15 protein-coding genes are annotated in these 17023 nt (G+C 43.5%); 4 read left to right on the forward strand and 11 right to left on the reverse strand.

Going from position 1 to position 17023, the window contains the following annotated elements; translation table 11 throughout:
• The first annotated feature begins 9 nt into the window (after positions 1 to 9).
• From cas1 to ACESPU_RS09495, 4 genes are all read left to right on the forward strand, one after another.
• Positions 10 to 945, forward strand: coding sequence for a type II CRISPR-associated endonuclease Cas1 (cas1, locus tag ACESPU_RS09480; protein ID WP_122379840.1), 936 nt, complete (start codon positions 10 to 12; stop codon positions 943 to 945).
• A 5-nt stretch (positions 946 to 950) separates the two neighbouring features.
• Positions 951 to 1283, forward strand: a complete 333-nt coding sequence (cas2, locus tag ACESPU_RS09485; RefSeq protein WP_005864259.1) for a CRISPR-associated endonuclease Cas2 — start codon at positions 951 to 953, stop codon at positions 1281 to 1283.
• 532 nt (positions 1284 to 1815) lie between these two features.
• Positions 1816 to 3039: a site-specific integrase gene (locus ACESPU_RS09490; protein ID WP_008777757.1), complete on the forward strand. Its 1224-nt coding sequence runs from the start codon at positions 1816 to 1818 to the stop codon at positions 3037 to 3039.
• 22 nt (positions 3040 to 3061) lie between these two features.
• Entirely contained in the window at positions 3062 to 4363 is a 1302-nt protein-coding gene (locus ACESPU_RS09495) for a site-specific integrase (RefSeq protein ID WP_008777758.1), read from the forward strand.
• Between the two features lie 68 nt (positions 4364 to 4431).
• On the opposite strand, the gene ACESPU_RS09500 is transcribed toward ACESPU_RS09495, so the two are convergent.
• The 11 genes from ACESPU_RS09500 to ACESPU_RS09550 form a co-directional block, all read right to left on the reverse strand.
• Entirely contained in the window at positions 4432 to 4743 is a 312-nt protein-coding gene (locus ACESPU_RS09500; protein ID WP_005644200.1) for a helix-turn-helix domain-containing protein, read from the reverse strand.
• Positions 4740 to 5036, reverse strand: a complete 297-nt coding sequence (locus ACESPU_RS09505) for a helix-turn-helix domain-containing protein (RefSeq protein ID WP_008777759.1) — start codon at positions 5034 to 5036, stop codon at positions 4740 to 4742. Before ACESPU_RS09505 ends, ACESPU_RS09500 begins: the two co-directional genes overlap by 4 nt.
• Positions 5037 to 5051: 15 nt before the next feature.
• Positions 5052 to 5369 (reverse strand): helix-turn-helix domain-containing protein, encoded by a 318-nt coding sequence (locus ACESPU_RS09510; RefSeq protein WP_008777760.1) that lies wholly within the window; start codon positions 5367 to 5369, stop codon positions 5052 to 5054.
• Positions 5370 to 5584: 215 nt separating this feature from the next.
• Entirely contained in the window at positions 5585 to 6178 is a 594-nt protein-coding gene (locus ACESPU_RS09515) for a hypothetical protein (RefSeq protein WP_368313973.1), read from the reverse strand.
• A gap of 129 nt (positions 6179 to 6307) precedes the next feature.
• Positions 6308 to 7618: a sigma-54 dependent transcriptional regulator gene (locus tag ACESPU_RS09520; RefSeq protein WP_008777762.1), complete on the reverse strand. Its 1311-nt coding sequence runs from the start codon at positions 7616 to 7618 to the stop codon at positions 6308 to 6310.
• Positions 7593 to 9905 (reverse strand): hybrid sensor histidine kinase/response regulator, encoded by a 2313-nt coding sequence (locus ACESPU_RS09525; protein ID WP_373133332.1) that lies wholly within the window; start codon positions 9903 to 9905, stop codon positions 7593 to 7595. Before ACESPU_RS09525 ends, ACESPU_RS09520 begins: the two co-directional genes overlap by 26 nt.
• Positions 9906 to 10131: 226 nt before the next feature.
• Complete coding sequence (locus ACESPU_RS09530) at positions 10132 to 12405, reverse strand: Helicase associated domain protein (protein WP_077154671.1); 2274 nt, start codon at positions 12403 to 12405, stop codon at positions 10132 to 10134.
• Between the two features lie 324 nt (positions 12406 to 12729).
• Entirely contained in the window at positions 12730 to 14076 is a 1347-nt protein-coding gene (locus tag ACESPU_RS09535; protein ID WP_008777765.1) for a sugar phosphate nucleotidyltransferase, read from the reverse strand.
• 18 nt (positions 14077 to 14094) lie between these two features.
• Positions 14095 to 15039, reverse strand: a complete 945-nt coding sequence (locus ACESPU_RS09540) for a GDP-L-fucose synthase (protein WP_008777766.1) — start codon at positions 15037 to 15039, stop codon at positions 14095 to 14097.
• Positions 15036 to 16124 (reverse strand): GDP-mannose 4,6-dehydratase, encoded by a 1089-nt coding sequence (gene gmd / locus ACESPU_RS09545; protein ID WP_008777767.1) that lies wholly within the window; start codon positions 16122 to 16124, stop codon positions 15036 to 15038. The genes ACESPU_RS09540 and gmd overlap by 4 nt, the downstream gene beginning before the upstream one ends.
• Complete coding sequence (locus ACESPU_RS09550) at positions 16121 to 16891, reverse strand: glycosyltransferase family 2 protein (protein WP_008777768.1); 771 nt, start codon at positions 16889 to 16891, stop codon at positions 16121 to 16123. The genes gmd and ACESPU_RS09550 overlap by 4 nt, the downstream gene beginning before the upstream one ends.
• Positions 16892 to 17023: the final 132 nt, after the last annotated feature.

Genomic DNA, 17023 nt, shown 5'->3' on the forward strand with positions numbered 1-17023 from the left:
TTTTATCCTATGATTAAGAAAACATTTTATTTTGGTAATCCTGCTTACCTGTCACTTCGTAACCAGCAATTAGTTATTAAGTTACCGGAGATAGTAAAGAATGATACTGTGCCCGAAAGCTTCAAACGACAATCAGAAATTACTAAACCAATTGAAGATATTGCAGTGATAGTTCTTGACAACAAACAAATTACTATTACCCAGGGTGTATTGGAAGCATTACTAGAGAATAATTGCGCAGTTATTACATGTGATGGACGAAGTATGCCAGTAGGCCTCATGCTTCCGCTTTATGGAAACACGACACAAAATGAGCGCTTTCGAGATCAATTAGACGCTTCCTTACCTTTAAAGAAACAACTTTGGCAACAGACTATTCAAGCGAAAATCAACAATCAAGCATCAGTATTATGCTCTTGTAAAAACGAAGAAATAAAATGTATGCGAATATGGGCCAATGATGTACGTAGTGGAGATCCTGACAATTTGGAAGGACGTGCAGCTGCTTATTATTGGAAGTATCTGTTCGGACACATAGAAGGTTTTACAAGAGATCGGGAAGGTATACCTCCTAATAATTTATTAAATTATGGTTATGCTATCCTTCGTGCTATTGTTGCACGTGGACTAGTCACAAGTGGTATGTTACCCACATTGGGTATTCATCACCATAACCGATATAATGCTTATTGTTTAGCCGATGACATCATGGAACCTTATAGACCTTATGTTGATGAGCTTGTATTTGGTTTGATAAGAACAAGAGGCATATCACCCGAAATATTAACAAAAGAATGGAAAGCATCACTTCTTTCCATTCCTACATTAGAAGTTAAGATTGGAGGTAAACGAAGTCCGTTAATGATCGCTGTAGCTCAAACAACAGCCTCTCTTTACAAATGTTTCAGTGGAGAGCAACGAAGAATCGTGTATCCAGAACGGTAATAATCATGGATCGATTTAGCGAATATCGTATTATGTGGGTGTTGGTATTATTTGACTTGCCTACGGAAACAAAAAAAGAAAAGAAAGCTTATAGTGATTTCCGTAAGAATCTGCAGCGTGATGGCTTTACCATGTTTCAGTTCTCTATTTATGTGCGACATTGCGCCAGCCAAGAAAATGCAGAAGTACACATAAAACGAGTAAAATCATTTTTACCAGAACACGGGCAAATAGGAATAATGTGCATTACAGACAAACAATTTGGAAATATTGAGTTGTTCTATGGGAAAAAAGTACAACCTCCTAATACGCCCGGTCAACAATTAGAGCTCTTCTAGAAATTATAAATCCCGTCATAAGACGGGATTTATTACATTGGAAACTTTTCTTTTTTATTTTCTAACCATTCTATCATCTAGTTGATATACAGCATATAATACAGATTGGGATGTTTCCAATGGATCAAAGATAGGAAAACTCGCTCACATACGGATAACTTTGGAGAAAATAATGTAAAGTGTTTGATAGCAAAAGGGATATGTCGTTTTGTACCACATTCTTCCGCAGGAGGCTTTTAGCAAGTTTTAGGTGGAGTTAGGAGGACAAATCACTACTTATCCGTTGCCTTTTCGGGATAAAAAAAGAGGCTTGAAAAACAAGCTTTCGTCTTTCATTGATAACCCCGTTTACCACCGCAAAGAACGCTGTTTTTTCCATGTCTGCTGACGCAAACTTAGTCATATTTTTCCGTATCAGAAAAAAATACAGGCTTTGTTTGCAGGCCGAGGGGTCTTATTCTACGTTCCGCTACATTTTTCATGCCGTTCATTTACTCTGCATATAATAATTTTGCAAACAAAGGAATTGGTTATGAACCAGGCAAATGTAAAGGTGTCGTTCTACCTGAAAAAGAGCGAGGTGGATGCCGACGGGAATTGCCCCGTAATGGCAAAGTTGAATGTCGGAAAATATTCCGAAGCGGCATTCAGTGTGAAGATAAAAGTCCCGCAATCCCGCTGGTCTTCGGGACGCGCTTCCGGAAAAAGCGTGGCGGCAAAGGAAATCAACAACCGGCTGGATGAGATACGTGCGATGGCATTGAATATCTATATGGAACAGTCGGCTGTCCGTGACGGTGTGACGGCCGAAGAGGTGAAAGGCATACTGCTTGGAATGGCAAGCGGGCAGGAAACGCTTCTGGGATATTTCAGGCGGTTCATCCGCAACTTTGAAAAGCGTGTGGGGATAAACCGTACGGTAGGAAGCCTGAGAGCCTATAGCAATGCCTATAGCCATATCGAAAGATTCTTGCAGGCGCAATACAAGCTCTCCGATATTCCGTTTTCTGCGTTGGACCGTTCTTTCATTGACAAGTATGATTTGTATCTCCGGACGGAACGTAACCTCGCTCCCGGAACAATCATCAACCTGACCGTCCAACTGAAAACCATTGTCGGAGAGGCCATTGCTGACGGTATTATTACCGCCAGCCCGTTCATGGGCTACGAGCCGGTGCGCCCGAAGCACGTGCAGAAATATCTCACGGCAGAAGAGTTGCACAGGATTATGACCACCCCGCTTCACAGGCAGACCCTCTATCATGTCCGTGACATGTTCCTTTTTTCCTGTTTTACCGGCATTCCATACGGAGATATGCGCCTGCTGACAAAGGACAACCTATGCCTTGCGGAAGATGGAATATGGTGGATCAAGAGTGCCAGGCAGAAAACCAAGATAGAATTTGAGATTCCTCTTTTGGATTTACCGTTGCAGATTCTGAAGAAATATAGCGGTACAGCTCCCGGTGACAAGCTGCTGCCGATGTATTGCAATTCCACGCTGAACCTCTACTTGAAAGAGATTGCCCGAATCTGCCACATTGACCGTCCGTTGGTCTTCCATGCAGGACGGCATACATACGCAACGGAAATCACACTCTCTCATGGGGTCCCCCTTGAAACGGTCAGCAGGATGCTCGGCCATAGTCAGATAGAGACCACACAAATCTACGCGAAAGTGACCGATGAGAAGATAGACGCCGACACCAAGGCATTGAACCGAAAAATCTCGGAGCGTTTTTCTGTCGTCATTTAATAACCTTTTAAATGGAAAGAATATGGAAAAGAATACTGAAAAACAGAATGTCAAACGACGCAGCACTTTTGCCGTGCTGTTTTATATTAACCGCACGAAAGTGCGAAAGGACGGAATGTGCCAGCTATTGTGCAAGGTGAGCATTGATGCCGAATGGGCACAGATAGGAACCAAAGTCTCTGTCAATCCGGGTATCTGGAATCCGGAGAAAGGCCGTGCCAACGGAAGGAGCGAGAATGCCGTTACCGTGAACCGTGCCATAGATGACCTGACACGTGAGATTGCCGGACATTATGAGCGGATAAGAAACAGCCTGGGGTTCATCACGGCTGAACTGGTCAAAAACGCAGTCAAGGGTATCGGACAGAAACCGCTTACCCTGCTGGCTCTTTTCAGGGAGCATAACGAGGAGTTCAGGAAACGGGTCGGGATAGACCGCATACAGGAAACATACGACTCCTATCAGCGTTCCTACAAGCATCTTTCCGCTTTTGTCCGGGAAAAGAAAGGCGTGGAAGATGTGACGCTGCGAAGCCTTGACCGGACGTTTTATGACGATTTCGAGGTATTCCTGCGGACTGACCGCAACCTGAAACCCAAAAGCGTGCATGAACACCTGTACCGTTTGAAAAAGCTCACGATGCGGGCTGTGAGCCAGGGCACGTTGCGACGCGACCCTTATTGCCGCCTGCATCCCGAACTGCCCAAAAGGAAGAGCCGCCACATGAAACTGGAAGACCTTAAAACACTCATGACCACTCCGGTGGAGAAACCGCAACTGCAATTCGTGCGGGATATGTTCATCTTTTCAACCTTTACCGGACTGGCGTATGCGGATCTGAAACGGCTTTCGGACAAGGACATCACGCAGGCCGGCGACGGCACATGGTGGATTCATATCCACCGGAAAAAGAGCGATACGCTCTCTTCTGTCCGTCTGCTGGATATTCCTCTTCAAATCATAGAGAAATACCGCGGCCAAAGAAGCGGAGACAAGGTGTTCAATATTTATGCCCGCGGGTATTTTATCCTGTTGACTAGGGAATTGGGGCAGGTATATGGTTTTGATTTGACCTTTCACCAGGCCCGGCATAATTTCGGTACCCACATCACCCTTTCGCTCGGCGTTCCGATAGAGACGGTAAGCCGGATGATGGGACATACCTCTATTTCCACCACGCAGATTTACGCGCAGGTTACGGACACGAAAGTGGACGAGGACATGAAACGGTTGAGGTCCACAGGTTTCGGAAACAGGATAGACCTTTGCGAGGAGGATTTCACCGTCAGGAAAAAGCGGAAAATAAAATCACCGGCTGTATGAAATGGAAAACGGAGAAACTGCCCGGCTGACAGCAGGCAGTTTCTCCGTGCTTGATTAAAGAAGCAGTACTATACCCAGCGCTGTTCCTCCCGGCACCGTTTGTAGGCATCGTCCAGTATTTTCATGATATCGGACTCTTTATAGAGTGCCTTCCCTTGCACCAGATAGTAAGGGATTACACCGAATGTACGGTATTCCTGCAATGTACGCCTGCTTACCCGCAGGACTTTGGAAAGTTCCTCGTCCGTAAGGAAACGTTCACCGTTGAAGAGTGATCTCGGTACATCCTCCATTACTGAAAGCATCCTCTCCATTTTCTCCAGTCCCTGGAACATCACGTCAATGCGTGGGTCTTTCTTGTCTATAAAATGATAGCTCATAATTTGCTCTTTATTAAAGGGTGGTAACTCAATTCCAATAATCTCCGTATATCTTCCGGTTTGTAGAAAAGCTTGTTCTTGATGCGACTGAAAGGAAGGAGACCTTTGGCACGATACGCCTGAAGGGTCTTTTTGTTGATGCGGAGTACGTCGCACACCTCCTGGTTGTCCAGCCAGTTTTTCAGGCCGAGATCCTCGACCGGACGGCACAGGCGTGTCACCCGGTCCTCAAATTCGCAAAAACGGACACGCAGTTCTTCAAAAGTCTGTTTGTCAATACATACAAGTTCCATATTCTTTCATTTATATTAATTTTCCATCTGTTTTTTCAGTCTCGCCGGCAAACGCCTGCCCTTTTGGTTGAGGAACGCCTCGACCTCGGAGGACTTGTAATAGGTACGCCCGTCTATCATGTAATAGGTCACGAGTTTCTTCTGGCGGTACCGCGCGAGAGTGCGTTTGGTAATGCCGAGCAGCTCGCACATGTCCTGGTTGTCCAGCAGCTTGTCTCCGTCAAGCGCGGAGGTCTGGCGGTTCATACGGCTCAGCCTGTCTTCAATCCTGTCGAACCTTTCCATAATCTGATGAAGCATCATCTGGAAGGTCTCACGGTCTGTCTGTATCATAATACGGTCTGTCTTTAAAGTGTAAATAATTGACCGGTTACACCTTGTCGCGCAACAGGTTATATTATGATATAGGGCTAACGGCGTGCCAATGGCTCTGTATTTCACGAAATGACATAGCTATTCCGTTGAAATACAGTATAATAAAAAATAAAGGAGAAATATTTGATGGGAAATTAACCTTGCAGGATGCAAGGATTCTCGCAATCTGCAAGTTACATCCTGCAAGGATTACGATAAATCAGACGGCAGATGCCACCAGGCAGGACAACGGCCTTGTGTAACTGCCATTGCCGGACGGGAAAGATGGCCTGTATGGAATTCCCTTTGCCGGCGGAATAAGGAAAAAGGTAGATAATAAATTCTTCCACAAGATTGTAATGGAAGAGGCCACGCAGGAGATCCAATGTTTCTGCATCAGAAACTTCTGCTAGGTAGATAAAGGAATCGCCTTTAGTGTCTTTTTCACAAAGAAGGTCTAGTATGTAATAGGGTAAAATCCGGGCATCACAACGCTCCCGCCAACGGGCAAAACCTTTCCTGTGGTTCATTACCCATCGCATCAGCACGTTGTCGGTTTCCGGCAGGAAGCCGTCCAGTGTCATCGCCGTTACAGCTTGGACTTTTGGCATAAATTCTGTTTTGATACCGGACCGTAAGCCGTCAAAAAAAGAAGCGTGCAAACACGCTACTTCTAATGGAGGCTCTGGAATGCCTTTGAAAGGAATAGGTGAATGCACGCTATGCGTAGGCATAGCATAAGCAATCACGCAATAGTTCCTTTCAATGTTAATTTTCCAGATTCCCATTAGAAACACCTTGCGGTCTTATGTCATATACAGTCAGCAATTGTCTTAGAGACAATATGTCGATTTTTCTCTATTTGTTTGCAAATGTACACATATTCAGTGAGATTTGCACTAACGGCAGGCTCATTTTTATTTCACCCCGTATTTCTTCATCTTCCGGTACAGTGTTGCTGGGTTGATGTTCAGCAGTGCGGCAGCCTGTTCCCGGTGTCCGTTGCAAGTTTTAAGAGCATTGATAATATTTATTTTCTCCAATGACTCATCCTTCAACGGCTGAATTGCCGGGGAGTGCGTATCTCCACTTTGGCGGATCTCAATATCCAATCCTTCCATATCCAGCATCGGAGTCTCCGCAATCAATACAGCACGTTTGATCCGGTTCTGTAAGTCCCGGACATTGCCCGGCCATGAATAGGTAAGCATCCTGCGCTTGGCATCTTCCGTAAAGCCTTGTGTTTCCCTTTTCAGTTCTTTCGAATGGCGTTCACGGAAAAACTCAGCCAAAGGGATGATGTCTTCCGGACATTCCGCCAATGAAGGCTGACGTATCTCGAATTCGCAAAGGCGGTGGTAAAGGTCTTCCCTGAACCGCCCTTCCTTGATGGCCAGTTGCAAATTCTCATTTGTGGCGGTAACGATACGCACGTCCGCTACCCGTTCCTTGTCACTGCCTATCGGAGTATAGGTATTCTCCTGTAACACGCGCAGCAGCATGGACTGAATCTCATAGGACATTGTACCTATCTCGTCCAGAAACAGAGTTCCGCCTTTCGCCATGTCGAAATATCCGGTCTTGGCGGTGTCGGCACCGGTAAATGCCCCTTTCTCGTGACCGAAGAACAACGAGGCGGCCAGTTCACGTGGCAGTGCCCCGCAGTTCACCGCCACGAAAGGCATCTCCCGGCGTTCGCTGCCCAGATGGATGCTCTGTGCCACCGACTCCTTCCCTGTACCGTTGGCACCAAGTACCATCACCGACATTTCCGATGGAGCTACCAGTCTGGCAAGTTTCTCCACTTGTAGGATCTTCGGACTTGTACGGTGAAACAGTACCTTTTCCTGTTTCCGTACCGTAACCATGGGGCGGAACACATCTTCTGCCAGTTCCAGCAGATGTTCCTTGCGTACCGGCTTGGGAAGGTAGTCTATCGCTCCCAACTTAATAGTGCGCACCACATCGGGAACCGACACATACTCGGTCGTGATGATGAAAGGAATATCCTTTCTTTCCTTGCGCAGCCATTCCAGTAGAGATATTCCGTCCCCTTCGGGTAGACGTACGTCCGATAGAATCAGATCAAATTGTATTTTGCGTATCAGTGAACGGGCTATCGGTTCGTTCATAGCTGTCACGACATCATAACCAGCTTGTGCAAACCAGTCCTTCTGCATCTGAGACAGACTGATATTGTCTTCAACTATCAGTATTTTCCGTTTCATTTGTCTGTCTTTTTATTTCATTTTTTGCTGCTGCCATCAACATATCGGTATGATTTATTATCCGTTGAGTATATTCTTTTAAAGCAGTGTCACTGGCCCTTTCATCTTTTAAAAGGGAACGATAAGCGAACAACATTTCTTCATTATGTAATAATTCCCACATCGGCAGCATACGGTGAACCGTTTCACGCAATTTCTTCCTATTACAATTTTCTATGGCCGAATTGAGTTCTTCAACATCTTTTTTCGACTGGTCAATAAAGGAACATAATAATTTTATCTTATCGCTCACCTCACACAACATCATGCTGAAATCTACATCATGCTTTTTGTCAGGGCAACCCCTTTCTATAGTTGACAACAGACCGATCAACTCTGTAGATGAGAACGGCTTATAAATACAGGCTGTAAATCCGGCATTCAAAAAAGCATCTTTCTCCTTCTCTCCACGTGCAGTCATAGCGACAATGGGTATAGTCTTTGAATTGCCAATACTTGAGTTACGTAACAAAGTCAACAATTCAAACCCGTTGGTGTAAGGCATCAGGATATCTGTAAGCAACAGGTTATAATCTTTTTCCCGCATGGCTTTTACTACCTCTTTGACTGTGGTACAAGTTGTACAGGCCACGCCATTACGCTCTAACATTTCTTTAATGACAGCTTGCAACATACTGTCGTCATCAATAACAAGTACATTGTGATGCAGGTGTGTGGAATGCGTCGGGACATGTTTTTCGCTTTCCAACGGTTCATCCGTTTCCGGCATGGGAAGGGTCACACGAAATGTGCTTCCACAATTAATCAAACTTGTTACTTCTATTGTCCCATCAAGAAGATTGACAAGTCCTTGCGTGATCGGAAGCCCCAATCCGAATCCGTCCGCATTGGTTGCAGAGGTATGGCGTTCAAAAGGACGAAAGATACGGGAAAGTGTCTCCTCACTCATACCAACACCGGTATCCACTATTTCCATGACCAGCAGTCCATTGAGATAGTGCACATTGAAATTGATTGTGCCGGTCTCCGTGAACTTAACTGCATTGGTAAGCAGATTGTCTATAATCTGTTCTATGCGGTCTGCATCACCATATAACTTGACTTCCGTATCCTTAAAATCACAATTGAACAGGATACCCTTATTATTGATTATATGAGAAAAACCGGCAGCGGTACGTTCCAATAATTCATGCAGGTCGAATGGGACATCGTTCCGTATTTCTTTCGCCTCGTTTAACCGGTACACATCCAACAGGTTGTTAAGCAGATGTACCACATGCTTGCACACCCTCCTTATGTTATTCAGATGGATATTCCTCCGTTTCTTTTCACGTGTATCCATTGCCAGATCGGCACTGCCGTCAATGACATTCAAAGGGGCACGTATGTCATGCGATATGGTCAGGATAATATTCTTGCGCATTTCCAACAGCGCAGTGTTTTGTTGTATCGTATCTTCCAAACGCTTCCTTGTTCTTGCCTTTTCCCGTAAATCTTTTTGAATAATCAGATAGGATATGACAAGCAGAATAATGGCGGAGATAATCAGCCAGGAGATGACACATATGGAACGGTTGTAAGATTCTCTAAGATGACATTCCTTCGCTTCAAGTACACGTTCTGTCTGGTTGTTCATCGTGGTTATCAGATGGCGAAGCTTTCGGTTGAGTTCCTTGTTGTGGTTGCGGAGGCTATCGGTATAAGCATTGATACTTTTCTGCCGTTCTTCCTGCATGGATAGCAATTCCTTGTTCAATGTCTTGAGAATTGTAGATGCGGAAGGAACTATCTCCAGAGTTTCTTTTGCCCCTAAAAATCCTGTAAAACCTTTCTTTTTACGAATAACAGTACGCGGTTGAGCTTCCGCTGGTAAATGAGAGAATTGCATACCTTCCTGACTGTTCTGACTATGGAAAAGTTGCATAATTTGGTATAAATGCTCTTCTTTACTGGATAATAGATAGCGCAGCGAGTCTATTTGACTTTGGCTGACAAATTCCTCATACCCCTTGTGCATGGCCTGCAACATGGAATCGATATGCAGACGAAGAGAATGATAGTTCGCAAAATCCTCCTCTTCCCAAGAAAGGGCTGTTTCACCATAAGTTGAGAGAATCGTGATGTGATGCTGGACTATATTTCCATTGTGTTGAACCCGATGAATTGTTTGTGCCTCAGTTTCAATCACCAAAACCCTATTCCGCTCACGTACCATGATTATAATCATACCGATTATAGCCACAATCAACACCATATATCCAAAGATGATTTTATATTGAATACTCATTTATCAATATTTGCTGTTTATTTAGACACTATATGTATGTGGAAAGCAACCAGTCCTTCTATCCGAAATTTAAGGGTGGCTTGTATAAACGGTAATATGCCTATTAGTACGAAAAGCGATTGGGTATATTGTATTCTAAAATCATAGTGTACTTTGAACTGCGATAATAAGGCTGCGGAAACTCTATTGTTTCGTATGAAATGAGAGTATTTCCATTTCTTCTGTATTACTTGTCTCCTTTCAAGGGTATAAATCCTATTTGTTCCAATTGGGCGATTTTTTGATCCGACAAGCTTCCTCTTCGATAATTCCGTCTTTGAACCGTACACCAACGCCCCAACGCCCCTTCACGACATCCAGGCCACCGTCCATTTTGGACATGAAACTGGTGCAACTGTTCCAAGTAGCTTCGCCAGACCTGCTCCACCGACCAGACAAATCCTATTCGATCTAATAGTGTTTGACGATTAGGGGAAAGTTTCCCTTGCTTGCGCATTTTCCGCTGTCTACTGCACCACTCGCCCAAATAACCTTCGGCTGATTTGGGAAAGCGCTGCTGTTTGTCAAGAAAGATTTTCAACGCTTCATAATTTTTCATCCATTCACCGTTCAAGTCCTGACTCCACACAAATCCGATCTCATCCAACACACGAATACGTTCTTTGCTCAAACGTCCTTTCTTGCGTCTTTCCCGTTGAGTATAACACCAGGTAGCCAAAGCTCCATCCTCCCGTTTGGGCCAGCGGCCTTGAGTCGCAAAGAAGACTTTCAATGATTGGAATTCCTTCATCCAGTTTGAATCCAGCAAGTTCCATTCAAAGCCGACAGACTCCAGCAGTTTGTAACGCTCCTCCGAGAGTCTTCCCCGTTTGTAAGCCATGCGCTGCGTATTGCACCACAAGCCCAGCTTCCCCTCTGTAACCGAAGGCCAGTCATTTTCTTTCTTACGGAACTCAATAAGCCTCTCATACATGATCTGCCAAGGTTCCAACTCTGTCAATATCTCCTCAATACGAAGCCGTATGTCTGATAGGAAACCTGTGGTCAGAAAAGAGGTCACCCCTTCAAATCCCTTGGGTGAAGGCTGACAGGCAAGGCGTTCCATGTGCAAGGCCATCATGTCATATACAGATTTGCCCGATAGGTTGTTCACAAAATCCAATACGACAGGCTGTTTCCCGCTTCCGGCATCCAAGCAACGGCCCAGCTGTTGCAGGGTAACAATATAGGATTCTGTCCGCCGTAGAAACAAGACGGCATCTATGCCCTCCACATGCAGTCCTTCTATCAGCATATTGACAGAGAACAATACATGCAATTTCCCAGATTCTTTTTGGAAAGCCTTTAGTATTTGATTATTAGTCCGTTCGCTTTGAGTGTGATGGATCTCAAATGGTATGATTACCCGTCCGGCTTGTGTCAGCCAGCCACACACCTCAGGAACCATCTGTTTCAGATCGGTAAGATCACGGCAAAAAACCAGCAGTTTACATACATCTTTGGGCAAGAACTTTCGGATTACCTCAGGAGCTCCTAACGCCCCTTTAAAATCAACGCGAGCCACATCCAGTTTCTTTTGGACTTGTTCTTTTCGTCGAATTGAACATCCGCTTCGATCCAATCGCTTTTGTAAACGATTCAGTTCACCGTCTAATCCATAGGCACTTTGTACCAGGATTGGGACTGGTAAAATACGGTAATACCAAGCCTGAGGTAAGGTAAGTTCATAAAACAGATTTCCCTCGAAATAAAGATCCACCGTATCAATCATTCCCTCCGGGCGAATAGGAGTCGCCGATGTTCCTAATATATAGGCCTGCGGATTGGATTCAATTACCTCCTGCAAAGCAGCCCCCCATATTTCTGCACCGAAATGATGAAACTCATCAATCAAAATATGATCTGCTTTGAGTTGTTTATCATTTTTTCGATAATATATCAATGACTGAAACGTTCGATAGCAGATATAAGGAGAGGTAAAGCCTACCGCTTTTTTGATCTCCTCCAGGATTGTGACATTTGGAGCAAATACGCAAATTCGTTCTGTGGCATGGTCTGATATATAACGAGCCAGCAGATATGACTTTCCCGTCCCGGTCGCTTGCACAACGGTACCGATACGATGCTGTTCAAAGCCTTTTATAATAGCACGATAAGCTTTCTCGTTATGTGGGTAAAGTTCTACATGTCTGCCGGAATTAAGGCTTCTGAGGTAGTTGTCGTCAGAAACAGTCAAACCATGCAACTCATAAGCCAACGCCTCTTTCAGAAATCCACCATGAGCTACAATCCGAAAATAAAGACTCCCTTTACCTTGGGTTAATACTGTAAACTCCTCATAATATCTCTCAACGTCCGTTCGGGTCAAGGGGCGAATATTCCAAACCTCTTTAGCAATAAAATGTACCATTCCCGGCTTGAATCCGACCCATAGGAAGCCGTCCGATTCTATTACGTGATAAGCAAGTTTTCGATAATAAACCGATAACGAAGAAACCATGTTATACAATCAATGTTTTCAAGATATCAAAAGAACAAAAAGTGATGTACAAGACGCAGTTTGTTCCAACACTTCTTGTTCTTTCTTCATTCCCATACGAAATAGCATAAGATAAATTCTTAATGGATTAACACCGGAATATTTTGATACTATCCACTGAACATTTGCATTTTTGGAATGCAATATAAATTTTGATTCTCCCATAAACTCGATTTTCATAATCAATGGAAGAATCACAAAAGCCCTTACCTTTTATAATTCTGAATTTTGTGTAAGATATTTAATCGGATTTGATTATCTGGAAGTTCTCGCCAAACTTTGTATCTACTTTTGCCAATTCCAATCAAACAATTCCACATCATCTTCAAGAAGATCGCTTCCGGTTTGCGTTTCTATCAGGGTCAAGTCATTTATGGCTTTTAGACCGTGGCGCATATCTTCAAGGATACAAACAGTATCTCCCCGTTTAACTGGGGTAATTTTTCCTTCTATAGCCAACAGTCCCTCTCCATCAACAACCGTCCATACCTCTTTCCGTAGATGATGAGCTTGATATGTGAGACTTTTTCCTGCCTTTATAATCAATTGCTTCGTCAACGACTGAAAGCCATCTGAATATTGAACATTATGAATAATCTTGTATTCTCCCCAATGTCTTTCCTCATACATTGGACAACACTGTAGCCGGTCTGCATATTTTTTTATGTTCTCGCTCTTGTTCTTTTCGGAAATTAAAATACCGTCATTCGATGCTGCAATCACCAAATCTTTGGTTCCTATACACATAATCGGAAGATCCAATTCATTAATGATATGTGTATTTTCCGCCTCTCCATCTGTGATAACATTACCTATTACATGGTCTTCCAACTCATCTGTAAGTGTATTCCAAGTCCCTAAATCTTTCCATTTGCCAGAGAAAGGAACTACTGCTACCAATTTGGCCTTTTCTGCCACCTCATAATCGAAACTGATTTTGGGGAATTCACTATATCTGTTACGGATTTCCGAAAAAGAAACAGTCCGGATATATTGCTCCACAATATTCATCATATATCCCAACTTAAAAGCAAATACGCCACCGTTCCAAAATGCATTTTCTTTTATAAGATATTCCGCTGTAGCTACATTTGGTTTTTCCGTAAACCGTTTGACCGAAAAGATTCCACCTTTCAGTTTCGATTCATCAGGCACTACATATCCATATTTAACAGATGGATAGGTTGGAGTAATCCCCATAAGAACCAGCTCAGCTACATTGTCATCCACCGCATGCACCATCTGCTCAATAACTTTGAAATATCCTGCTTCCGTAAAAGGGTCACAAGGCATAACAACAACTACTTCTTCATCGGCACATGATTTCTCATATTTCAGATATGAAGCTGCCAAAGCAATGGCTGGAAATGTATCACGTCTTTCTGGCTCCACCACTACATCGATGTATTCACCCAGCTGATTGTAAATAACATCAGCCTGAGACAAGCTGGTAGCCACGGTTACATGACCTTTTAAATCGGATTCTCCCAATTGACGAATAACCCGTTGTACCATCGACTCTTTTTGACCATCGGGAGAATTGAGTAATTTTATAAACTGTTTGGAACGACTGTTATTTGACAGAGGCCAAAGACGTTTCCCAGAGCCTCCGGATAATAAAAGAATTTGCATAAATAATGTTTTAAATCGTTACCTTTCTGCACGCATGGGATTATGCAGGAAATCATCATAAGCCAATCGGATACCATCTTCCAATTCAGTTTGGTAAGACCACCCCAAAGCCGTTGCTTTCGATACATCCAAAAGCTTTCGGGGTGTGCCATTCGGACGTGAGGTATCCCATTTGATTTCGCCTGTAAATCCTACAACCTTAGCCACCAATTCTGTAAGATCTTTAATGGTCAATTCTTTACCGGTTCCTGCATTCACAGTTTCATTCCCCGAATAGTTGTTCATCAAGAACACGCACAGATTAGCCAAATCATCTACATATAGAAACTCCCGGAGCGGGCTGCCGTCACCCCAGCAAGTCACTTCATCCAGACCCGCCTCTTTCGCCTCATGGAAACGGCGGATCAAAGCAGGAAGTACATGACTATGTTCAAGATGATAATTATCATTGGGTCCATACAGATTTGTTGGCATCACACTAATGAAATCCGTACCATACTGCCGATTCAAAAATTCGCAATATTTCAAACCCGATATTTTGGCCAAGGCATACGCTTCATTCGTTTTCTCCAATTCTGATGTTAGCAAACAAGATTCAGGCATAGGCTGAGGGGCCAAACGTGGGTAAATACATGAAGAACCTAAGAACTCCAATTTTTTACAGCCGTTCTTCCAAGCTGCGTGAATCACGTTCATCTCCAGTATCATGTTGTCATACATGAAATCAGCCAATGCAGATTGGTTGGCAATGATACCACCTACTTTGGCAGCAGCCAAAAAGACATATTCCGGTTTTTCTTCCGCAAAAAACTTTTCCACAGCTTCTTGCCGTGTCAAATCCAATTCTGCATGAGTACGAGTGGTAATATTCATATACCCTTGCCGATGTAACTCACGGACAATGGCAGAACCCACCATCCCACGGTGTCCTGCTACATATATTTTTGCGTTCTTATCCATCATTTTACAATTCCTTTCTCCAGATATTCGGCCAAGTTGGTACGCATTACGTTGGCCACATGTTCCGCAGCCACTTTTTGCATATCATGAGACACCATAATTTTCACCAACTCTTCAAAGGAGGTGGATTGCGGATTCCATCCCAATTCATTCTTAGCTTTCGTAGGATCACCCCATAGGTTGACAACATCCGTAGGACGATAGAAATCCTCACTGACAGCTACCAGTACCTTTCCGGTCTTTGCATCAATACCTTTCTCATCTATACCTTCACCTTCCCAACGCAGTTCAATGCCGGCATAGTGGAATGCCAATGTAGCAAATTCGCGAACAGTGTGCTGTACACCTGTTGCAATGACGAAATCCTGCGGTTTGTCCTGTTGAAGAATCAACCACATACATTCCACATAATCTTTAGCATATCCCCAATCACGTAAGGAATCCAAATTACCCAGATACAGACAATCCTGCTTCCCTTGAGCAATACGGGCAGCAGCCAATGTAATCTTGCGCGTTACAAAGGTTTCGCCTCTGCGTTCCGATTCGTGGTTGAACAGGATACCCGAACAACAGAACATATTATAAGCCTCGCGGTACTCTTTCACAATCCAATAGCCGTAGAGTTTGGCTACGGCATAAGGGCTGTAAGGATGAAACGGTGTATTTTCATTTTGAGGAACTTCTTCTACCTTGCCATAAAGTTCGGAAGTTGAAGCCTGATAAATCTTACAGGTTTTCTCCAGATGATTGGTACGAACCGCCTCCAATATGCGGAGTACTCCTACAGCGTCCACATCAGCTGTAAATTCAGGTGCATCAAACGACACCTGTACATGGCTTTGAGCAGCCAAATTGTAAATCTCAGTAGGCTGTACTTTACCTACTAATTTCACTAAAGACATAGAGTCCCCCATATCCGCATAGTGCAAGTGAAAATGAGGTTTCCCCTCTAAATGAGCAATACGCTCCCGATAATCAACTGATGAACGACGGATGATACCATGAACATCATATCCTTTGTCCAATAGAAATTCTGCAAGAAACGAACCGTCTTGCCCGGTAATTCCGGTGATTAAAGCTGTTTTCATCTTGTTATTTTTGTTAGTAATACTTCATGAATTTTATAAATATACCTCAATGATTCCAAAAAGGCATTACTGTATATGCCATTACGTTTGAATGCTTTTTGATGATCGGATATAATTTGTTTATGGCTGGCAAAGCCACTGGTGGAAGTCCCTCCTGTGCGCATGGTTACAAAATCCATTGGGATATATGTTGTCTGTATTTTATGTACGAAAATAAACCGTAAAAGACATTCAAAGTCGGAAGCAATCTTATAAGACAAATCAAAGCCACCATACTTATCATATATAATTTTGCGGCAGTAGAAACTTGGGTGTGCAGGCATAAAGCCAAGTCGCATCCAGCTACGGTGGAAAAGTCTTGACGAATAATAACGGACACATTTACCCAAGTCATTGCCATCCACGAAATGAATATCTCCATATACTGCATCCACTCGGTTGGTAGCAAGCTCTTTCTCTAATTTTTCCACTACATCCGAAGAAGTATAAAAATCATCCGAATTCAAGATACCAACCACCTCCCCCGTGGACATCCGAATCCCCTTGTTCATAGCATCATAAAGACCTTTGTCCGGTTCACTTATAAACCGCAATCGTCCATTATAACGAGGTTCATACTCCCGGACTATTTCCATCGTATTGTCTGTACTTCCCCCGTCCACAATGATATGCTCTATGTCGGGATAACTTTGGCTGAGTACACTATCCAAGGTCGTGCAAAGTGTTTTACCGCTGTTCCATGTAGCGGTAATAACTGATACTTTCATGTAAGTTATAATGTAATGTTATGTTTTGGGCTTCTATGCGTTCTCTCTTCTATATTGTTAAGTATAACTAACAATGTCGGTATATTTGCCATAATTTATAAATCATACTTAATAATAGAATACATGAAACTG

This window comes from Parabacteroides sp. 20_3 (genome assembly GCF_964238835.1).
GTDB classification, from domain to species: domain Bacteria; phylum Bacteroidota; class Bacteroidia; order Bacteroidales; family Tannerellaceae; genus Parabacteroides; species Parabacteroides distasonis.